This is a genomic window from Burkholderia lata (genome assembly GCF_000012945.1).
Taxonomy (GTDB): domain Bacteria; phylum Pseudomonadota; class Gammaproteobacteria; order Burkholderiales; family Burkholderiaceae; genus Burkholderia; species Burkholderia lata.
Genome location: NC_007511.1, coordinates 2,749,225 through 2,769,541, shown reverse-complemented (window position 1 = coordinate 2,769,541; position 20,317 = coordinate 2,749,225). Strand labels below are relative to the sequence as shown.

Sequence of the window (20,317 nt, the reverse complement as noted above, 5' to 3'; positions counted from 1 at the left end):
GCGCCGTTGCGCGACTCGCGGCCCGATATGCGGCCCGCTTTCCGGCCCGCCGGGTGACCGGCCGGGCGGCCCGTCCGTCGAGGGTGACCGTGCCCCGCTTCAAGGAATCCCGTCATGTTTGAGCGCCTGATCCGCTTTGCGATTGCGCACCGCTGGCTCGTGATGCTGGCGATCGCGGCCGTGGCCGCGCTGGGCGTGTTCAGCTACCAGAAGCTGCCGATCGACGCGGTGCCCGACATCACCAACGTGCAGGTCCAGATCAACACATCCGCGCCCGGCTATTCGCCGCTGGAGGCCGAGCAGCGCATCACCTATCCGGTCGAGACCGTGATGGCCGGCCTGCCGGGCCTCGAGCAGACGCGCTCGATCTCGCGCTACGGGCTGTCGCAGGTCACGGTGATCTTCAAGGACGGCACCGACATCTATTTCGCGCGACAGCTCGTCAACGAGCGCATCCAGGAAGCGAAGGACAAGCTGCCGGCCGGCATCGCGCCCGCGATGGGGCCGACGTCGACGGGCCTCGGCGAGATCTACCTGTGGACTGTCGAAGCCGACGCCAATGCGCGCAAGCCCGACGGCACGCGCTATACCGCGGCCGACCTGCGCGAACTGCAGGACTGGGTCATCCGGCCGCAGCTTCGCAACGTGCGCGGCGTGACCGAGGTGAACTCGATCGGCGGCTACGTGAAGGAATACCGCGTCGCGCCGAATCCGGCAAAGCTGATGTCGTACGGGCTGACGCTCGCCGACGTCGTGCGCGCACTGGAGCGCAACAACGACAACGTCGGCGCCGGCTACATCGAGAAGCGCGGCGAGCAGTATCTCGTGCGCGTGCCGGGCCAGGCACGCACCGTCGACGATATCGCCAACATCGTGCTGACCAACGTCGGCGGCGTGCCGGTACGGATGAAGGACGTCGGGCTGGTCGACATCGGCCGCGAGCTGCGCACCGGCGCGGCGACCTCGGACGGCGAGGAGGTCGTGCTCGGCACGGTCTTCATGCTGATGGGCGAGAACAGCCGCACGGTCGCGAAGGCCGTCGCCGCGAAGATGGAGGACGTGAACCGCACGCTGCCGTCGGGCGTGAAGGCGATTCCGGTGTACGACCGCACGGTGCTCGTCGAGAAGGCCGTCGCGACGGTGAAGAAGAACCTGCTCGAAGGCGCGATCCTCGTGATTGCCGTGCTGTTCCTGTTCCTCGGCAACATGCGCGCGGCGCTGATCACCGCGCTCGTGATCCCGCTGTCGATGCTGATGACCTTCACCGGGATGGTGAACGCGAAGGTGAGCGCGAACCTGATGAGCCTCGGCGCGCTCGACTTCGGGATCATCGTCGACGGCGCGGTGGTGATCGTCGAGAACTGCGTGAGGCGGCTCGCGCATGCGCAGACGGCTGCCGGCCGGCCGCTGACGCGTGACGAGCGTTTCGCGGAGGTGTTCGGCGCGTCGCAGGAAGCGCGCCGCGCGCTGATCTTCGGGCAACTGATCATCATGGTCGTGTACCTGCCGATCTTTGCGCTGACGGGCGTCGAGGGCAAGATGTTCCACCCGATGGCCATTACCGTCGTGATGGCGCTCGCGGCCGCGATGGTGCTGACCGTCACGTTCATTCCGGCGGCCGTCGCGCTGTTCATCGGCGAGCGTGTCGAGGAGAAGGAGAACCGGCTGATGGGCTGGGCGCGGCGCGCGTACGAACCGGCGCTCGCCGCGTTCATGACGCGCCCGGCGCGTGTGATGATCGGCGCGGGCGTGATTGTGCTGGCCACGCTCGGGCTTGCCACGCGGCTCGGCAGCGAGTTCATCCCGAGCCTCAACGAGGGCGACCTCGCGGTGGCCGCATTGCGGATTCCCGGCACGAGCCTGTCGCAGTCGGTCGAGATGCAGAAGTCGATCGAGAAGACGCTGAAGGCGCGCTTCCCCGAGATCGAGCGCGTGTTCGCGCGCACCGGCACGGCCGAGATCGCGGCCGACCCGATGCCGCCGAACCTGTCGGACGGCTACATCATGCTGAAGCCTGCCGACAAGTGGCCCGACCCGAAGAAGCCGCGCGACCAGCTCGTGCGCGAGATCGAGGAAGCGCTCGCCGAACTTCCGGGCAATGCCTACGAGTTCTCGCAGCCGATCCAGCTGCGTTTCAATGAACTGATCTCGGGCGTGCGCAGCGACGTCGCCGTGAAGATCTTCGGCGACGACATGGCCGTGCTGAACCAGACCGGCGAGCAGATCGCGGCCGCGCTGCAGAAGGTGCCGGGCGCGTCCGAAGTGAAGGTCGAGCAGACCACCGGCCTGCCGGTGCTGACTGTCAACCTCGATCGCGACAAGCTCGCGCGCTATGGCGTCAGCGTCGCCGACCTGCAGGACTCGGTGGCCGCGGCCGTCGGCGGGCAGAAGGCCGGCACGCTGTTCCAGGGTGACCGCCGCTTCGACATCGTCGTGCGGCTGCCCGACGAGCTGCGCTCGGACATCGAGGCGATCAAGCGGCTGCCGATCGCGCTGCCCGCACCGGCGGCCGGCGCCAGCGCACCGCTCGCGGCGGCGCCGTACGTGCCGCTCGCGGAGCTCGCGACGATCGACGTCGCGCCGGGCCCGAACCAGATCAGCCGGGAGGACGGCAAGCGGCGGGTGGTCGTCAGCGCGAACGTGCGCGGCCGCGACGTCGGCTCGTTCGTCGCCGATGCGCGCGAGCTGTTGCAGCAGGACGTGCGCGTGCCGGCCGGCTACTGGGTGTCGTGGGGCGGGCAGTTCGAGCAGCTGCAAAGCGCGAGCGAGCGCCTGAAGCTCGTCGTGCCGCTCGCGCTGTTCATGGTGTTCGTGCTGCTGTTCGTGATGTTCAACAACGTGAAGGACGGGCTGCTCGTGTTCACCGGCATTCCGTTCGCGCTGAGCGGCGGCGTGGTGTCGCTGTGGCTGCGCGGGATTCCGCTGTCGATCACGGCGGCGGTGGGCTTCATCGCGTTGTCGGGCGTGGCCGTGCTCAACGGGCTCGTGATGATCTCGTTCATCCGCAACTTGCGCGACGAAGGGATGCCGCTCGAGGCCGCCGTGCGCGAAGGTGCGCTCACGCGGCTGCGGCCGGTGCTGATGACCGCGCTCGTCGCGTCGCTGGGCTTCCTGCCGATGGCGTTCGCGACCGGCACTGGCGCCGAGGTGCAGCGCCCGCTTGCGACGGTCGTGATCGGCGGTATCCTGTCGTCCACGGCGCTGACGCTGCTGGTACTGCCCGTGCTGTACCGTGTCAGCCATGCGGTGTCGTGGCGCGCGGCGTTGCGCGGCGGCTTCGGCCTGGGCGTGCTGCGCCGGCTGGGTTTCTTCAAGGGTAATGCGTGATGCGAATTCTGATTGTCGAAGATGAACCGAAGACGGGCGCGTACCTGCGCAAGGGGCTCACCGAGGCCGGCTATGTCGTCGACTGGGTCGAGGACGGCATCACGGGCCAGCACCAGGCCGAGACCGAGGAGTACGACCTGCTCGTGCTCGACGTGATGCTGCCCGGGCAGGACGGCTGGACGCTGCTGCAGAACCTGCGACGCAGCAAGTCGACGCCCGTGCTGTTCCTCACTGCGCGCGACGATGTCGGCGATCGTGTGAAGGGGCTCGAGCTCGGCGCCGACGACTATCTCGCGAAGCCGTTCGACTTCGTCGAGCTGACCGCGCGCATCAAGTCGATCCTGCGGCGCGGCCAGCCGCGCGATTCGAACACGCTGCGCGTGGCCGACCTCGAACTCGACCTGACGCGCCGCAAGGCCACCCGGCAGGGCGACACGATCCTGCTGACCGCGAAGGAATTCGCGCTGTTGTGGCTGCTGATGCGCCGCGAGGGCGAGATCCTGCCGCGCGCGACGATCGCGTCGCAAGTCTGGGACATGAATTTCAACAGCGACACGAACGTCGTCGATTCGGCGATCCGGCGGCTGCGCTCGAAGATCGACGACGCATACGACCCGAAGCTGATCCACACCGTGCGCGGGATGGGCTACGTGCTCGAGGCGCGCGGCAGCAGCACGACATGATCGCGCGCCTGCTGCCGCGCACGCTGCGCGGACGCCTGACCGCGCTGATCATCCTGTCGACGTCGGTGATCCTCGCGTCGAGCGGCGTCGCGCTCTACGAGGCGCTGAGCAATCGCGTCGAAACGACGGCGACCGAGCAGATGGCCGGTATTTCCGCCGCGTTGGGCGCGCACCTGGCCGAAGCGCGTTCGACGGCCGACGTCGCGCGCAACACAGATATCTGGATCGACCAGTTGCACGGCCATCCGAACATGGATCTCGCGATCTTCGATGCCACCGGTACGCGCCTGGTCGGCACACCCGGCTTCCGTCTGGTCGCGCCGCTGATGTCGCTGGATGCAGGGCGCGTACCGGTCGGTGTCGCACCGCCCGGCGCGCGGCAGCAGTATCTCGTGGCGACCGTGCCGCTTGCCGGCGCAGGCGCGCCCGTGGTGCGCGTCGTGGTGCAGTACGACCGTAGCGCCGACGTGCTGCTGCTGCGCACCCACGCTTACACGATTGTCGTGATCGAGGTGTTCGGCGTGGTGCTCGCAGCCGCGATCGCGTATGGCATTGCGGCGCTCGGGCTGAGTCCGCTGCGGCGCTTCGCGGCGCGTGCCGAACAGATGTCGACGAGCCGGCTCGCCCATCCGTTGCCCGAGCTGGATACCGCCGGTGAGCTGAAGGAGCTCGAGCACGCGTTCAACGGCATGCTCGAGCGGTTGAACGAATCGTTCACGCGGCTGAGCCAGTTCTCGTCGAACCTCGCGCACGACATGCGCACGCCGCTCACGAACCTTCAGGCGGCCGCGCAGGTCGTGCTGTCGCAGCCGCGCAGCGCGGAGGAATACCGGAACGTGATCGAGTCGAGCATCGACGAATACCAGCGGCTGTCGCGGATGATCGAGGACATGCTGTTTCTCGCGCGTTCGGAACAGGCCGGCACGTCAATCAGTGTGCGGCGCCTGGATGCGTCGGAGGAGGCGGGGCGCGTCGCGGGCTACTACGAGCCGCTCGCGGAGGATGCCGGCGTGACGGTGAAGGTCGACGGCCATGCGTGGGTCGATGCGGATCTGACGCTGTATCAGCGCGCGCTGAGCAATCTGCTGTCGAATGCGCTGGCGTACGCGCCGCGCGGCAGCATCGTGACGATCGATTGCGTGGAGCAGGGCGGAGGAACGACGATCGCCGTGTCGGATACGGGGCCCGGCATCGAGGCCCAGCATGTCGGGCGGATCTTCGAGCGCTTCTATCGCGTCGATCCGTCTCGGCACAACTCGGCGCAGGGTACCGGGTTGGGTCTCGCGATCGTCCGGTCGATCATGGACAATCACGGCGGCGAATGTGGCGTCGACAGCGACCCGGGCCGGCGCACGACGTTCTGGCTGCGCTTTCCGCGACGGCCGGCCGAGCTGAATCGGCCGGCGGCCATCCATACCTGACACCGCCGGCGGGCACGCCCGCGCGTTCGCCATGAGGCGGCCGCGCGCGGCGCGCTGCCAGCGGTGGTATGACCGAGCGTCATTTCTGCGCGGTCAGGTTGTCGTGATTGTCGGTCTGCGGCTTCTTCTCGCCGCCATGCACCGAAATCCCGTGAAGCTCCTTGTTGCGCGTGACGAGCTCGCCGGTCGGCGGGTACTGCGTCTTGCTCACCGGCACGACGCCGTCGTGCTGCGCCTGCTTCAGTTCATTGACGACCTGCGTGCGGGACTTGCCCTGCGTTTGCGTCTGCGCAAATGCGGCCTGCGTGGCCATGCCGAGCGACAGCGTGGCGGTGACGAACAGTGCTGCGAGTTTTGCCGTTTTCATCGAGTGCTCTCCTTGATCAGGGCCGCCGGGTGGCGAACCATGGACCCAGTATGCGAAAGCAGCCGTGCGTGATCGTGATCGCGAGATGAAAAATGCGTCAGATTGCGTGATGAGGAGATGCGCCGCTCGGACGCGACCGACATGACGCAATCGTCATGTTCGGGTCATGGGCGCGATGAGCGGGAAGCGGAACATGAAGTCTGCCGATGGTCGATGTGGCCGGCGGCATTCATGCTGTTCGCGATAGCTGTATGGAAAGCGTTCGGCCTTGTTCAGACTTCCCTTCCGGACCGAAAAGTGCATCGTCCCGCCATTCGCCTATCCTTGATCGCAGTCCTGATCGTCCCGTTGTTCGCGGGCTGCGCATCGACACGTTCCGGCACCACGCCCACTGCGCAGACCAAGCCCGCCACTGCGAAAAAACCGGCGCCGGCCGATCTCATGCCCGGCGAGCAGATCGACTACGCCGGCCATCGTTGCGGCAATCCGAACCTGTATGTGAAAACGCATACGTGCCTGTTCCCGCAACGCAATTCAACACGCTGATCGTCAAGAGCGCGACCAAAAAAAGGCCCGGCACTCGACGTGTCCGGGCCTAACGCGTGACGTGCCGTGCGGCAACGACCCGCTTGCGTGGTCTGGAACGGGCGCTGCCCGTCACGTTTCCGATCGTAGCGATACGATGCTTCGCGAACCTGATCGGAACATGAAATTTTCGTCACGCGGCGTGCGTCATGCTGCCGCGATCAGAACCGGTGGCGCAACCCGAGATTGACGATGCCCTGCGTGCGCGTTCCGCCGTAGCCATACGAGCCGATCGACGCCTGCGCCGTTTGCGTGCCGCCGTCGAGCGTGCGCTGTTCGCCGTTCGCGCGTTGCCATGCACCGACTGCATAGAGATCGGTGCGCTTCGACAGCACGTAATCGGCGCCGGCGGACACCTGATGGTAGGTCGCGCTCGTATCGCCGCGGGCGCGCGTGTAGCTGTAGCCGACACCGACGAGCAGACTGGGCGTCGCCTGGAAATTGAAGAAACCGCGAGCGGTGTCGTACTTCTGCGTGCTGTGAAACGCGGACATCGCATCGGCCTTGTACAGCGCGTTGCTGTAGTCGATGCCGACCGCGAACGGCGCGAAGTTGTAGCGCAATGCGCCGCGCGCGATGCCCATCGATTTCGCGGAGATGTAGCCGCCGTTGACCAGCGATCCGTCGAACGTGCCGTCGGAGGTACCGTTCCAGCCAGTCCGGATGCCATTGGCGAGCGACGAGCGATTGGCCGCGTAGTAGTAGCCGCCCGCCACGTCGACCGGGCCGTTGCTGTACGACAGGCCGGCCGACCAGGTTTGCCCGGCGCCGCTCTTGCCCGCTACGCCGCCGAGCGCGTACATGCCGACGAACTGGAATCCGTTGATCAGCGGTGACGTGTATTTCACCGCGTTGTCGGTGCGTGACGACGTGTCGTAGTTGTCGACGTCGCCGGGTGTCGCGTAGACGCTGCCGAAGTAGAAGTCGCCGGTGACCGGCCAGATGAGATCGGCGAGCGGGTCGTACTGGCGGCCGAGCGTCAGCGAGCCCCAGCGCGCGCTTTCGAGGCCGACGAATGCCTGCCGGCCGAACATCCGGTTGCCTTGCCCGAGCGCCCCGGTGTTCGGATTGAAGCCGTTTTCCAGCGTGAAGATCGCCTTCAGTCCGCCGCCCAGATCTTCCGCGCCCTTCACGCCGAAGCGGTTGCCGAGCAGGTTGCCGTTGCCGAGGCCGACGAGATTCTTGCCGTCCGCGTTGGCGTTCCATACGTACGTCAGCGACGTATCGAACAAGCCGTATAGCGTGACTTCCGACGCGTGTGCCGCGTGAGCGGTTGCGAGTAGCGCACCCGACATCATGGCGAGCCGAACTGGAGTTTTCATGGTGAGCCCCTGAATTTCAAGATGATCGTTTCGTGCATCGGTCGATTCGGCGCCGCGTGTCGTGCCGGCGGGCGCGGAATATCGCAATGGCGCTGCCGATTCTGGAAAGCGTTCGGATCGTGAAGGTGAGGGACAAATGAGAAAAATGTCATCGCCGCGTCATCAGTGCGGAAACGCATGACGAATTTTCATTCGCAGTGCGATGCAGGGCATGTCGCGGCGGTGACGAAACGGTCATGCTGCGATCACGATTCCGCACCGCTGCCGGATCAAAGTGAACGCTCCTGTAACGGATTTCCACGCAAGGAGCGAACAACATGAATATTCCGCGACCGATGATCGTCATCGCCGCTGCCGCACTGTCGATGGCGGCCTTTACGCAGGCCGTGGCCGCGCAGCAGAAGACCCGGCAGGAAGTCCGTCAGGAACTGGTGCGTGCGCGCCACGACGGCGTGATCCCGAGCCCGAATCACGACTACCCGGCGAGCCCGGCCACCATCGCGCGCAACCAGGAAATCCATCGCGCGACGGTGCATCGCGGCGAGACGGCGCCGCTGGTCGATGCGCACGACAACCGTCTTGCGGTTCGTTGATCGTTCATTCGCGGCCGCCCGGCGTGGTGCCCGCCGGCCGCATCCCACATGAAGAGGAGAGGGTCATGCGCAATTTCGCGAAAGGAATCGTGCTCGCGGCGTGCCTGATGTCGATGGCCGCGATGGCGGCTGGCTGGCCGGAGCGTGCGCTGTCGCACGCGTCGGCGCATGACGTCGGCCGGCGCGCGAACGAGCGGATGCGCTGCGAGTTCGCGGCCGTGCCGGCCGGTGCGTGGAGCGCGACGTTCACGCGCGGGCAGTGCGAGGTCGACAACGGCCGGCTGACGTTCGTGCCGGCCGATGCAGGCGACGGATCGAATGCCGCGGAGAAGCGGATCCTGCTGGGCGATGTCCGCACCGCGTCGCATCAGTCACGCAAGCTGAAGGAGCAACTGCAACTGACCACAGGCGACGAAGTGATCGCGCTGAACGTGCTGGCCGATGACGGCAGCCGCAAGTCGCGCGAACATGCGATCGACCTCTGGGCCGCGCTGCGCAACGAAGGCGTGACGCCCGTCAACGGCACGCGCATCGTCGAGACGTATCCGACGGGCGCGACGACGTGGTAGCCGGTGCGCCGCTGCGCCCGGCTTATCCGGCCTTCACCGATCCTTCGATCAGGAAGAACACGATGAAGCCGATGAAGAACGCGGCCGTCGCGTATGGCGTTTCAGGTACCTCGTGCGCTTCGACCAGCAGTTCTTCGGTGACGAGGTACAGCAGCGCAACGGTGCCCAGCCCGAGCAACGCCGCGTAGATATTGGACGGAAGTCCGGCGAACGCCGCGTTGCCGGCCACGGCCGCGATGCTCAGCAGCGCCGCGAGCCCGACCGGTACGACGATCGACAGCAGGCGGCCGATCCCGGCGGCCGCGAGCGCCGCGCTTACCGACAGCGCGAGGAACAGCACCTCGAGCGTCAGCGCGACGGTCAGGATGATGCCGCTTTCGTCGCTCGCGGAGAACGCGATGCCGAGCACGAGGCCGTCGATGACGAGATCGATCGCGGTGACGATGATGAGGCTCACGGGCAGCCGCGCTTCCTCGAAGCGCGTCTCGATCGCACCCGACAATGCACGGATCGCAAGCATCAGCGCGATACCGAGCACGAAGCCGACGACGACCGGAAACAGCGCATGTGCACGGTCCTGCGGCAGCAGTTCGAGCGCGGCGGCCGCGAACACGATGCCGCCGGTGAAATGCTGGATGACGCTGGAAGTTTTTGGGCCGGGCGCGCGCCAGGCGGCCGCGACGGCGCCGAAACAGGCCGCCAGCAACGGCGGTAACGTGAGCAGCGCAAGCTTCGCGGTCGGTGTCATGAGGCCTCTCGGACGGTTGGCGTACCGCAGCGGGCTCGGCGTCTGGCTGCCCGGCTGCAGGGTACGGTTGGTTCGTACACGCCGGGCGTTGCCCCGGCTTCAACCGGGGATTGAACACCTTGAAGCCGCTTCAAGGTCAACACATTCGATACGGGGCGCACCGGCAAGCCGGCACGCCCGTTTCTGTTACAGCTGCGCGAGCGCCTGGTCGAGATCGGCGAGGAGGTCGTCGATATGCTCGATGCCGATCGACAGCCGCACCGTTTCTTCCTTCACGCCGGCTTTCGCGAGTTCGGCCGGCGACAGTTGACGGTGCGTCGTCGATGCCGGGTGCGTCGCGAGCGATTTCGTGTCGCCGATGTTGACGAGCCGCGTGAACAGCTTCAGCGCGTCCTGGAACTTCGCACCGCCGTCACGTCCGCCCTTCACGCCGAACGTCAGGATGCCCGGCGCGCGGCCCGACAGGTAGCGCGCGACGAGCGGATGGTCGGGGTGGTCGGGCAGGCCCGCGTAGTTCACCCATTCGACGTTTTCGTGACGCGCGAGATGCTGCGCGATCTTCAGCGCGTTGTCGCTGATCCGCTCGACGCGCAGCGCCAGCGTTTCGATCCCCTGCAGGATCTGGAAGGCATTGAACGGCGAGATGGCCGCACCCATGTTGCGCAGCGGCACCACGCGTGCGCGACCGATATAGGCGGCCGGCCCGAACGCTTCCGTGTAGACGACGCCGTGATAGCTGACGTCGGGCTCGTTCAGCCGCTTGAAGCGGTCCGCATGCTCGGCCCACGGGAACTTGCCCGAATCGACGATCGCACCGCCGAGGCTCGTGCCGTGCCCGCCGAGATACTTCGTCAGCGAATGCACGACGATATCCGCGCCGTGCTCGAACGGGCGCAGCAGGTACGGCGACGGCACCGTGTTGTCGACGATCAGCGGGATGCCGTGGCGATGCGCGACTTCCGCGAGCGCGGCGATGTCGGTGACGTTGCCGAGCGGGTTGCCGACCGATTCCGCGAAGATCGCCTTCGTGCGCGCGTCGATCAGCGGCTCAAACGATGCGGGGTCGCGCGGATCGGCGAAGCGCGTCGTGATCCCGTATTGCGGCAGCGTATGCGCGAACAGGTTGTAGGTGCCGCCGTACAGCGAACTCGCGGACACGATGTTGTCGCCGGCTTCGGCGATCGTCTGGATCGCGTACGTGACGGCCGATTGCCCCGATGCAAGCGCCAGCGCGCCGATGCCGCCCTCGAGCGCGGCGATCCGCTGCTCGAGCACGTCCGTCGTCGGGTTCATGATCCGCGTGTAGATGTTGCCCTGCACCTTCAGGTCGAACAAGTCGGCGCCGTGCTGCGTGTCGTCGAATGCGTACGCAACGGTCTGGTAGATCGGTACGGCAACCGCGCGCGTGGTCGGGTCGGGACGATAACCGCCGTGCACGGCGATGGTTTCGAGGCGCCAGTTCGATGCGGCCTGATCGGTCATGGGTGCTCCGTCTATTGTTGTGGTGGTCGAGCGATTATAGGAGCACGCGCACAACTGCCCTTAGAACGAATGGTTTGTTGCTTATGGCGGTGCGACGCATAAAATGCCTGTTCCGCAAACAAGGGGTGCTCGATGAATCAGGATCATTGGAACCAGGTGGATGCGTATTTCTCCGCGACGCTCGTGCCGTCCGACGACGTGCTCGACGCCGCGCTGGCGGCCAGCGACGCAGCAGGGCTGCCCGCGATCAACGTCGCGCCGAACCAGGGCAAGCTGCTGCAACTGCTCGCGACGATCCGCGGCGCACGCCGGATCCTCGAGGTCGGCACGCTCGGCGGCTACAGCACGATCTGGCTTGCGCGCGCGTTGCCGCCGGGCGGCACGCTCGTGACGCTCGAACTGAACCCCGCGCATGCGAAGGTTGCGACGCAGAACATCGCGCGTGCCGGGTTCGCGGAAGTCGTGACGGTGGTGGTCGGCAGCGCGAAGGACAGCCTCGCGCGGCTCATCGACACAGGTGAAGCGCCGTTCGATTTCATCTTCATCGATGCCGACAAGGACAACAACCCGGTCTATCTCGATGCGGCGCTGAAGCTGTCGCGGCCCGGCACGGTGATCGTCGTCGACAACGTCGTGCGCGGCGGGCGCGTGGCCGATCCGGACAATCGCGAGCCCGACGTGGTCGGGGTGCGCGACGGGTTCGCGCGGCTCGTCGCCGCCCCGAACCTCACGACCACGGCCGTGCAGACGGTCGGGCAGAAGGGCTGGGACGGGTTCTCGATCTCGATCGTCGGCGCGTGACGTGATGGCGGTACGCGCGTGCGGTCGTATCGCACGCTAGTTCTTGTCGGGATTCTTCTCTTCGCACTGGTCGGGATCGTCGCGCAGCACGATGCGGCGGATGCGGCCGTTGTCGTAGAACGGCACATCGGGGCAGAACTTCATGCCAGCGCGGGTTTGCGTGCGCTTCCACGTGACCTTTTCGGTGCGCACAAGCGTCGGCGCGTGGCCGGGTGCGCCCGGCTTCCAGATATCGATGTACACGCGCGACATCCACGGTGAATCGTTCGCCTCGCACTCTTTCGGGTTGCCCAGCGTCGAACGCAACTCGGTGTCGGTCTGCTCGATGCGCTGCGGAAACTCGATGTAACCGTCGCCGTAACTGGGTACGACGTAGCAATAACGACGCGTGTTCCCGTCGAGCACGGGCAGCATGTAGCTGCTGGCCGTGTCGACCTCCTTCACGTCGTTGCCTTGCCAGCGGTAGGTCGTCACGCCGTGCTCGCAGCAGCTTGCGCGCCAGCTCGTCCAGATGATCCGGTGCACAGGATCGAAATCCGGCGACGTGATGCCCTGCAGCCCCTGGGGCGCATCGACGAAGCGCCGCGTCTTCGGGGCGAAGATCCACGTTTGGTAGGGAATATTCGGGCTCGCCCCCATTCCTTGGGCAAGCATCAGGTCGGGCCAGCCGTCGAAGTTCACGTCGGCGAATTCGGGCGTGGACAGGCCGCAGGTGCCTTGCGAATCGGTCTGCAGGGTCTGCACCAGGCGGCCGCGATCGTACAGGCGGATCGCGGAGACGTGTGGCGGGTCGTTGCACGAACCGCCGTCGTCCGGCAGCTTGTCCGCGACGAGGCGGATTTCGTAAGGGAACGGCCTGCCGTCTGGTTTCAGTGCGAGCGAGACGGGCAGTGTGCGCTTGCCGTCCGGCGATGCCCACGTGCCGGTCACGGCGTTGTCGAGGGACGGGACGCGCCACGTGCCCGTTACGCGATCCGCGTCGGCTTTCGCTCCGCTGTCGCGTTCCGACAGCGTCGCACCGTGCGCGTCGAGCGTTCCCTTCAATGCGAGCCGATAGCGTTTGTCGGACGTGCAGGGCGCGTAGCAGTACCAGCCCGAAACCGCGTCGGCGACGCGCGACAGCGAGACTTCGACATGCCGGTTGCCGATCGTGCCGGTCCAGTTACGCGACCAGAACGGGATTTCGACCGTATCGTCGGTGCTTGCCGCGTGTGCCGGCGAGAAGGCGAACGTGGTGAGTGCGGTGACGGCAATCAGCGCGAACGCAAGCGCGCTGCGCCAGCCGCGCGTGCGCCGCGTCGCGCTCGCGTGGCGCGACGCGGCGATGAACGGGTGATGCATGGTTCGGCCCCTCGGTTTGTTATGGGTTATCCATGCCGGCGTGTTTCGGTGCGATGCGCGCGTCAGCGGTTTCCTGCCGCATCGGCCCGTCGATACAGGCGTGGCCACTGATCGTCGAACAGGCCGTTGCACGTGCCGTGCGTGGCGATATCGCCGAGCATGAAGCGCCGGCCGTCGAAGATCCACGATGCGGTCGAGCCGCAATCGCCGGCACTGCGCAGCCGGACCTTGCTCGACAGCGTCGCGCTGGCGGAATCGTAGCCGGCCTCGGTCAGTTCGTTCGCGAACGATGCCGAATCGAGCCCCGCGTTCGCGTTCTCGCCGAAATTCATCGCCGTCGGCGAGTAGGGCGCAGTTCGTCGCACGCGATACCACAGGTCGGTGTGGTTATACATGCTGCTGGTCTGGCACGGTATTGCGACCAGCGCTTCGTCGGCGGAGATCGCGACGGCAGTCGACGCCTTCCTGCGATCGCTCGCCGGCATTTCGTCTTCGACATCGGCCGCACATTGCTTCACGTCGCCGCCGAACTTCGCGAGCACTGCATCGACGAGCGGGCGCTGCTCGGCGGCTGACAGGTTCGCGACGGCCGGTGCCGGCGTGACGGCGGGCGGCAATGCCGGCGCGGCCGGCACCGACGACGCGGGCCGGGTGCCCGGGCGCAGCAGGGCCGTGACGGTACCGACACGGCCCTGCGTGTCGTCGATCAGCAGCAGCGCGGCATTCAATCCCGTCAACGGCGTGCGGGCGGTTTGGGCCGACGCCGGATCGCCGAAGCTCAGCAGTTGCGCATTGCGCGATGCGGTGAGCCATGCGGCAACCGTTGCCGGATCGTTGGTCCGGATCCTGAACGGGTGCGCTTCGTCGTCATCCGGTTTGCCGCCGAACGCATGCCATTGGGCCGCCATTGCATCGAACGGGCGGCCATCCACGCGTGCGGTGCGCAGGTCCAGCGGCGCCGAGGCGTAAATGTCGAGCGAGGCTTGCGCATCGGGGCCGGCATCGCGCGTCACGCGCAGGATGAGGCTGGTGCGTGCGTCGTCGATATCGTCGGCGTGGCTTTCGGCAATGCAACGGTTGCCGTTGTCGCAGACGACCGACCAGTTCTTGAAATCGCGCTCGACCGGCGGCCGCGCGAGCGGGCGAGCCTGGGCAACGATCGGGGAAACGGCGAGGAGGGCGGCGATGGCGAGCGAAAGGCGGTGCGACATGACGGTTCGTATCGACTGTGGATGGGCGGGCGGAAGCGTCGGACTGCAAGCGCATCGTCAGCAAGCGGGGCAGGTCGAGGGCTGCGGCGCATGCGGCGGCGCGCTTTACCGAACGGCATCGAGTATACCGCCGCAATGGGCCGAGATCGTGACGGCGACGCGTAGTGTGCGGGCACGTCCATTGCTGGCCTGGATTGATCGGACAAGTGCGGATGCGAAAACGGCGCGATGTCCAAAGGCATCGCGCCGTTCGCTTTTCATCGACCGTCGACCACGTCGCGCAGGAACGCGTCGAGCATCGCCACGTCGCCCCACGGCCGCTTGTATTCGCGATCGTGTTCGGCATCGGCGAGCATCGTCTCGACGAGCGTGTGCACGGCCGGCCTGCGCGGCCCGTATTCGCTTTCGTTCGCGCTCATCTTCAGCGCGAGCAATGCGTCGAGTTCCGCGCGTACCGCCGGCTCGTGCACGGTGCCGTCGACGAGATCCACGAAGCGCATCGGCGGCATCCCGAGCCCCATGTCGATCCAGCGCACCGCGAGCAGCGGCCGCAGCACGTACAGGTACTTCTTGTAACGCACCGTGTCGCCTTGCAGATAGCCGCGAAAGTTCTTCTTCGCCATCGCGAGGTAGTGATGACGCCCGCGCACCGGCGAGAAGAACGCGGACGCCAGCGACCTGAGCCGTGGCGCCCAGCGTGCGTCTTCGCGATACACGACGGGCGAGTCGAGCCATTCGAGCAGCGTCGGGTTCGAGCGGCGCAGCAGTTGCAGCGCCTTGCGCAGTTCCCAGCCGCTGACGTCGAGCTCGTCGTCGAGCGGCCGCTCGATCACGTCGCGTTGCGGTTCGACGCTCAGGTACCAGTCGCGCCGGTGCGCATACACGAAGCGCACGTCGTAGTCGCTGTCCGGCGATGCGAACCCCCAGCCGCGGCTGCCCGATTCGCACGCGAACAGCACGCTCACGCCGTGGCGGCGCTCGACTTCCGCGAGCTCCGCCATCACGCGTGCCCGCACGGCCGGGTCGACCGGGTGCGCACTGCGCACCGCTGTCAATTTTTCCGTTTTCATTGTTGTTGCTTCCTTTTCGTTGTGCGCGGCCGCCGGCCATCGACCGCGCACCGCGCTATCCTTTCACGCACACCACCTGGCGCAGCGTATGCACCACTTCGACAAGGCTGCGCTGGGCCGCCATCACCGCATCGATGTCCTTGTAGGCCATCGGGATTTCGTCGACGACGCCCGCGTCCTTCCGGCATTCGACGCCCTGGGTTGCTTTCACCTGGTCGTCGACCGTGAAGCGGCGCTTCGCTTCGGTGCGGCTCATCGTCCGGCCCGCGCCGTGGCTGCACGAGCAGAAGCTGTCCGGGTTGCCGAGCCCGCGCACGATGAAGCTCTTCGCGCCCATCGAGCCCGGAATGATCCCGAGCTGCCCCTTCTGCGCGGACACCGCGCCCTTGCGGGTCACGAGCACGTCCTCGCCGAAGTGGCGTTCGCGCTGCACGTAGTTGTGGTGGCAGTTCACCGCGTGCTCGTCGACCGAGAACGGCTTCGCGATCACGCCGCGTGCTGCACCGATCACCGCGTCCATCATGGCCTGCCGGTTGCGGCGCGCGTAGTCCTGCGCCCAGCCGACTGCTTCGACGTAGTCGTCGAAGTGCCGGCTGCCCTCGGTGAAATACGCGAGGTTGCGATCCGGCAGGTTCGCGATGTGCTGCCGCATGTCGGCCTGCGCGAGTTCGATGAACAGGCTGCCGATCGCATTGCCGACGCCGCGCGAGCCGCTGTGCAGCATGAACCACACGTGGTCCGCTTCGTCGACGCACACTTCGATGAAGTGATTGCCGGTGCCGAGCGTGCCGAGGTGCGCGTAGTGGTTCGTCTTCTCCAGCTTCGGATACTTGTCGACGATCCGCTGGAAGCCCGGTTGCAGCGACTTCCACGATTCGGTCACGGCGGCCGGCGTGCGGTCGCCCCACGCGCCCGGATCGCGGCGGCCCGGCGCGCGGCCGTGCGGCACCGCGCGTTCGATCGCACTGCGCAGGCCCGCGAGCGAATCCGGCAGGTCGGACGCCGTCAGCGTCGTGCGCGCGGCCATCATTCCGCAGCCGATGTCGACGCCGACCGCGGCCGGAATGATCGCGCCCTTCGTCGGAATCACGCTGCCGATCGTCGAGCCCTTGCCGAGGTGGACGTCCGGCATCACCGCGACGTGGCTGAAGATGAACGGCATCTGCGCGGTGTTGCGCAGTTGCGCGCGTGCTTCGTCTTCAACGGCGACGCCTTGCGTCCACATCTTCACCGGCTTGCCGTTGGCCAGTTCCATCACCTGGTAATCCATTTCACTCATGTTCATCACCTTGCTACCTTGTTCGTGAGGCACGGCGCCCGTGCGCCGTGCCTGTCCATTCATTGCGCGCCCTTGATGCTGACGAGTCCGTTCAGCACCTGGTCGAGACCGCCGAACACCGAGATGCGGTCGATCCGTTCCGCGACGCGCTCGAGCGTTTCCAGCTCCTTGAGCCGCAGCGCGGTCGGGTTTTCTTCCATCACCTTCGCGGTGTTCAGCAGCGAACGCGTGGCCGCGGTTTCCTCGCGGCGACGAATCACGTTCGCCTGCGCGGACTTCTCCGCTTCGACCACCTGCGCGAGGATCGTCTTCATGTCGCCCGGCAGCACGATATCCTTCACGCCGACGCTGCGCACCTCCACGCCGGAATGGCCGAGGCGGGCGCGCACCTGCGTGATCACGACGTCGTCGATCGACTGCTTGTCTTCCAGCAGTTCGTCCAGCGAGCGCGTGCCGACCGCCGATCGCAGCGCGAACTGCAGCTCGCGATACAGGTGCTCGACCGGCTTCTGCAACTGGCCGAACGCGTGCAGCACGTCCGCATAGCACCACGTCGCCGACAGGTTCAGCCGCAGCGCGACCTTGTCGCGCGTCAGGATTTCCTGTCCGCCGACTTCGATCGCCTGCAACCGCAGGTCGACGAGTTCGACGGCGACGTCGCGGTTGAAGCGCCAGAACGCCGCGACGCCCGCGTCCAGCAACCGCTCGATCTTGCCGTCGATCTTCAGCACGCCGACGTGGTACGCCGGCACCTGTGCCAGCAGCACGCCCGTCAGGCCCGCCACACCGCGTGCACGCAGCGCCGGCTGCGCGATGCGCTTCACGAGCGCGGCCGGCAGCATGCTGTCCTGCGCGAGATCGACGCGTTCGAGGCGGTGCGCGGTCAGGCCGCGCCAGTACAGCCGGCGCGTACCCGGCGCCAGGATCTCGACGAGCACGTCGTCTTCGTAGCGCAGGCCCGCTTCATCGTCGGCGAGATCCATCGCGACGAAGTGCTGCGCGAGCACGTCCGGTGCGTCGTGACGCAGGTAATCGGCCAGTGCCGTGTCAGCGAGCGGCGCGTCGAGACGCGCGGTCTGCACCGACAGGCGCTTGAACGGATCGAAGGCCTTGAACACACCCGGTTCCAGCACCTTCACGAAATCGCCCTCATTCATCAGCAGCGCGCGTTCGTTCTTTTTCACTACATGTCGCATCCACATATTCTTGTCCTTTTCTTCAATGACCGCCGGGTGACACGCATCGTGCGGATCGCGGGGCGACGCAACCGGGCGGGCGGCGCGCTGGCCCGGCGTCGAAGTGCGCGGCGACGCATCCTGCATCGCGTCGTCGTGCGCCTTCGCGCGGGCCGTGCGGCCGTCCGGCCGATCGCGCGGAACCGCAACCGGTCCGACGCGCGGCGGGCCTTGCGGCCCGCACCGGCGGGTACTGCTTCTATCAAGAGACTGTCCTTGCGGACAGTGTTCGAGCGGGATTCGAACCCGCTACACACCGGCTTGCGCCGGCTGCTCTACCCAAATGAGCTACCGAACGGAGGGCGCCCCGGGACTCGAACCCGGGCGAAGTTCCAGTACGCGCCCGTTTGCCTTCGTCTGCCCATGGCGGCATGCGCGACCGCGACGAACCAGGTTCGGCGGCGGCGCACCAGCAGGGCTTTGTGAACCCTGGCTCGTGGGCCAGCGGGACATCCGGCGCTTTCTATTTAGCGAGGAGCGTGCCAGTGGGCGCGTTTGTGCTTCGGATATTTTTTAAGGCATTGAAAATAAATGGGATTTATTTTTTATGGGTGGTTGGGTGCCGATGCTTCCTGCATCTCGTTGCCGAGAAAATCCGATACAATCGGATCGCTTCTTATCCCATGAGATAAACATGCGAAAGACTGTTGCCATCGGCTTTCTCGGCACCGTGCTCGATCAGGGCGGCGGCTCGCAGCGCCGCTGGCGTAACTGGCGGCCGACGATTTCGCTGTGCGAGCAGCGCGACACGCCGATCGACCGGCTCGAACTGCTGCACTCGCCGAACTACGCACGTCTCGCGAACCGCGTGAAGCGGGACCTGGAGCGCGTGTCGCCGCACACCGACGTGCGGCTCATCCCGATGGAGATTCGCGATCCGTGGGATTTCGAGGAGGTCTACGCGACGCTGCACGATTTCGCGCGCGCCTACCCGTTCGATCTCGACCGCGAGGACTACCTGATCCACATCACGACAGGCACGCACGTCGCGCAGATCTGCTGGTTCCTGCTCGCGGAGGCGCGCTACCTGCCTGCGCGTCTCGCGCAGACGGCGCCACCGCAGAAGACCGATGAAGGACTGAGCGGTCCCGGCACGATGTCGGTGATCGATCTCGACCTGTCGCGCTACAACCGCATCGCGCAGCGCTTCACGCGCGAGCGCGACGAAACCGTGTCGTTCCTGAAGGCTGGCATCGCAACGCGCAACGCGCGCTTCAACGCGCTGATCGAGCAACTGGAGCGCGTGGCCGTGCGTTCGCGCGCGCCGATGCTGCTGGTCGGGCCGACGGGCGCCGGCAAGTCGTTTCTCGCGAAGCGCGTGTACGAGCTGAAGCGCGGCCGCCATCGGCTCGCGGGGCCGTTCATCGAGATCAACTGCGCGACGCTGCGCGGCGACGCGGCGATGTCGACGCTGTTCGGTCACGTGAAGGGTGCGTTCACGGGCGCGCAGTCGGCGCGTGCCGGGTTGCTGCGCGCGGCGGACAGTGGCCTGCTGTTTCTCGACGAGATCGGCGAACTCGGGCTCGACGAACAGGCGATGCTGCTGAAGGCGATCGAGGAGAAGCGTTTCCTGCCGGTCGGTGCGGATGTCGAGGCGACCAGCGACTTCGAACTGATCGCGGGCACGCACCGCGACCTGCGGCAGATGGTGGCGGCCGGCACGTTCCGCGAGGATCTCTACGCGCGGATCAACCTGTGGACGTACGAACTGCCGGGGCTCGCCGAGCGCCGCGAGGACATCGAGCCGAACCTCGAATTCGAACTCGACCGTTTCGGCCGCGAGCAGGGCGAGCAGGTGCGGTTCAACGTCGAGGCGAAGCGGCGCTATCTCGCGTTCGCCGCATCGCCGCGCGCGGCATGGGCCGGCAACTTCCGGGAGCTGTCCGCGTCGGTCACGCGGATGGCGACATTGGCCGATGCCGGGCGGATCACCGAGGCGCTTGCTGAACAGGAAGTCGAGCGGCTGACGCGCACGTGGTCGTCGCCGGGCGGCGCGGGTGCGTCCGATGGGTATGTCGACGCGGTGTTCGGCGCGCGTGCGGCGGAACTCGACCTGTTCGACCGTGCGCAGCTCGAGCGCGTGCTCGACGTATGCCGCGTGTCGGCAAGCCTGTCCGAAGCCGGGCGCACGCTGTTCGCGGTATCACGACAGAGCAAGAAGCAGCCGAACGATGCGGACCGGCTGCGCAAGTATCTTGCGCGGTTCGGGCTGGATTGGGAGGGCGTGCGGCAGGTGCTCGACGGGGTGTGACGAGTACGACGGCGCGAGCGCCGCACGGAGCC

General features: G+C 66.6%; 17 protein-coding genes and 1 tRNA gene. 8 read left to right on the top strand and 10 right to left on the bottom strand.

All coding sequences use genetic code 11. The annotated features are described in order from the left end of the window. Positions 1-114: 114 nt before the first annotated feature. The 3 genes from BCEP18194_RS34895 to BCEP18194_RS34885 are packed head-to-tail and all read left to right on the top strand — an operon-like array spanning position 115 to position 5,431. On the top strand, positions 115-3,327 hold the full coding sequence (locus BCEP18194_RS34895; protein ID WP_011356024.1) for an efflux RND transporter permease subunit: 3,213 nt from the start codon (positions 115-117) through the stop codon (positions 3,325-3,327). Then, positions 3,327-4,010, top strand: a complete 684-nt coding sequence (irlR, locus tag BCEP18194_RS34890) for a heavy metal response regulator transcription factor IrlR (protein ID WP_011356023.1) — start codon at positions 3,327-3,329, stop codon at positions 4,008-4,010. The genes BCEP18194_RS34895 and irlR overlap by 1 nt, the downstream gene beginning before the upstream one ends. Continuing rightward, a complete protein-coding gene (locus BCEP18194_RS34885; RefSeq protein ID WP_011356022.1) occupies positions 4,007-5,431 on the top strand; it encodes a heavy metal sensor histidine kinase in 1,425 nt (474 codons plus the stop codon). The genes irlR and BCEP18194_RS34885 overlap by 4 nt, the downstream gene beginning before the upstream one ends. Before the next feature lie 79 nt (positions 5,432-5,510). On the opposite strand, the gene BCEP18194_RS34880 is transcribed toward BCEP18194_RS34885, so the two are convergent. Next, positions 5,511-5,798 carry a DUF4148 domain-containing protein gene (locus tag BCEP18194_RS34880; protein ID WP_011356021.1) on the bottom strand — a complete coding sequence of 96 codons (288 nt, stop codon included), beginning with the start codon at positions 5,796-5,798 and terminating at the stop codon, positions 5,511-5,513. Between the two features lie 141 nt (positions 5,799-5,939). Between BCEP18194_RS34880 and BCEP18194_RS34875 the strand changes: the two genes are divergently transcribed. Continuing rightward, the gene (locus BCEP18194_RS34875) at positions 5,940-6,344 is read left to right on the top strand and encodes a hypothetical protein (RefSeq protein ID WP_244273009.1); all 405 of its coding nucleotides are present in this window, start codon (positions 5,940-5,942) and stop codon (positions 6,342-6,344) included. Between the two features lie 200 nt (positions 6,345-6,544). Here BCEP18194_RS34875 and BCEP18194_RS34870 read toward each other — a convergent pair whose 3' ends face one another. Continuing rightward, the gene (locus BCEP18194_RS34870; RefSeq protein WP_011356019.1) at positions 6,545-7,705 is read right to left on the bottom strand and encodes a porin; all 1,161 of its coding nucleotides are present in this window, start codon (positions 7,703-7,705) and stop codon (positions 6,545-6,547) included. A gap of 317 nt (positions 7,706-8,022) precedes the next feature. On the opposite strand from BCEP18194_RS34870, the gene BCEP18194_RS34865 reads away from it, so the two are divergent. Both BCEP18194_RS34865 and BCEP18194_RS34860 read left to right on the top strand, forming a co-directional pair. Then, positions 8,023-8,298 carry a DUF4148 domain-containing protein gene (locus BCEP18194_RS34865; RefSeq protein ID WP_011356018.1) on the top strand — a complete coding sequence of 92 codons (276 nt, stop codon included), beginning with the start codon at positions 8,023-8,025 and terminating at the stop codon, positions 8,296-8,298. A gap of 65 nt (positions 8,299-8,363) precedes the next feature. Then, positions 8,364-8,867, top strand: a complete 504-nt coding sequence (locus tag BCEP18194_RS34860) for a hypothetical protein (protein ID WP_011356017.1) — start codon at positions 8,364-8,366, stop codon at positions 8,865-8,867. 22 nt (positions 8,868-8,889) lie between these two features. On the opposite strand, the gene BCEP18194_RS34855 is transcribed toward BCEP18194_RS34860, so the two are convergent. After that, positions 8,890-9,615: a ZIP family metal transporter gene (locus tag BCEP18194_RS34855; protein WP_011356016.1), complete on the bottom strand. Its 726-nt coding sequence runs from the start codon at positions 9,613-9,615 to the stop codon at positions 8,890-8,892. A 186-nt stretch (positions 9,616-9,801) separates the two neighbouring features. Next, positions 9,802-11,097 (bottom strand): O-acetylhomoserine aminocarboxypropyltransferase/cysteine synthase family protein, encoded by a 1,296-nt coding sequence (locus tag BCEP18194_RS34850; protein WP_011356015.1) that lies wholly within the window; start codon positions 11,095-11,097, stop codon positions 9,802-9,804. A gap of 132 nt (positions 11,098-11,229) precedes the next feature. Here BCEP18194_RS34850 and BCEP18194_RS34845 point away from each other — a divergent pair, with 132 nt between their 5' ends. Beyond that, the gene (locus tag BCEP18194_RS34845) at positions 11,230-11,898 is read left to right on the top strand and encodes an O-methyltransferase (protein WP_011356014.1); all 669 of its coding nucleotides are present in this window, start codon (positions 11,230-11,232) and stop codon (positions 11,896-11,898) included. A 36-nt stretch (positions 11,899-11,934) separates the two neighbouring features. On the opposite strand, the gene BCEP18194_RS34840 is transcribed toward BCEP18194_RS34845, so the two are convergent. From BCEP18194_RS34840 to BCEP18194_RS34815, 6 genes are all read right to left on the bottom strand, one after another. Continuing rightward, positions 11,935-13,239 (bottom strand): XAC2610-related protein, encoded by a 1,305-nt coding sequence (locus tag BCEP18194_RS34840; protein ID WP_011356013.1) that lies wholly within the window; start codon positions 13,237-13,239, stop codon positions 11,935-11,937. 62 nt (positions 13,240-13,301) lie between these two features. After that, complete coding sequence (locus BCEP18194_RS34835; RefSeq protein ID WP_011356012.1) at positions 13,302-14,450, bottom strand: DUF1176 domain-containing protein; 1,149 nt, start codon at positions 14,448-14,450, stop codon at positions 13,302-13,304. Positions 14,451-14,707: 257 nt separating this feature from the next. Next, the gene (locus BCEP18194_RS34830) at positions 14,708-15,520 is read right to left on the bottom strand and encodes a nucleotidyltransferase domain-containing protein (RefSeq protein WP_011356011.1); all 813 of its coding nucleotides are present in this window, start codon (positions 15,518-15,520) and stop codon (positions 14,708-14,710) included. 55 nt (positions 15,521-15,575) lie between these two features. Next, entirely contained in the window at positions 15,576-16,799 is a 1,224-nt protein-coding gene (locus BCEP18194_RS34825) for an RtcB family protein (protein WP_041493638.1), read from the bottom strand. 59 nt (positions 16,800-16,858) lie between these two features. Further along, the gene (locus BCEP18194_RS34820; RefSeq protein WP_011356009.1) at positions 16,859-18,001 is read right to left on the bottom strand and encodes a slipin family protein; all 1,143 of its coding nucleotides are present in this window, start codon (positions 17,999-18,001) and stop codon (positions 16,859-16,861) included. 258 nt (positions 18,002-18,259) lie between these two features. Next, positions 18,260-18,332, bottom strand: a tRNA-Cys gene (locus BCEP18194_RS34815). A gap of 336 nt (positions 18,333-18,668) precedes the next feature. Here BCEP18194_RS34815 and rtcR point away from each other — a divergent pair. After that, positions 18,669-20,285 carry an RNA repair transcriptional activator RtcR gene (rtcR, locus tag BCEP18194_RS34810; protein WP_041493371.1) on the top strand — a complete coding sequence of 539 codons (1,617 nt, stop codon included), beginning with the start codon at positions 18,669-18,671 and terminating at the stop codon, positions 20,283-20,285. Positions 20,286-20,317: the final 32 nt, after the last annotated feature.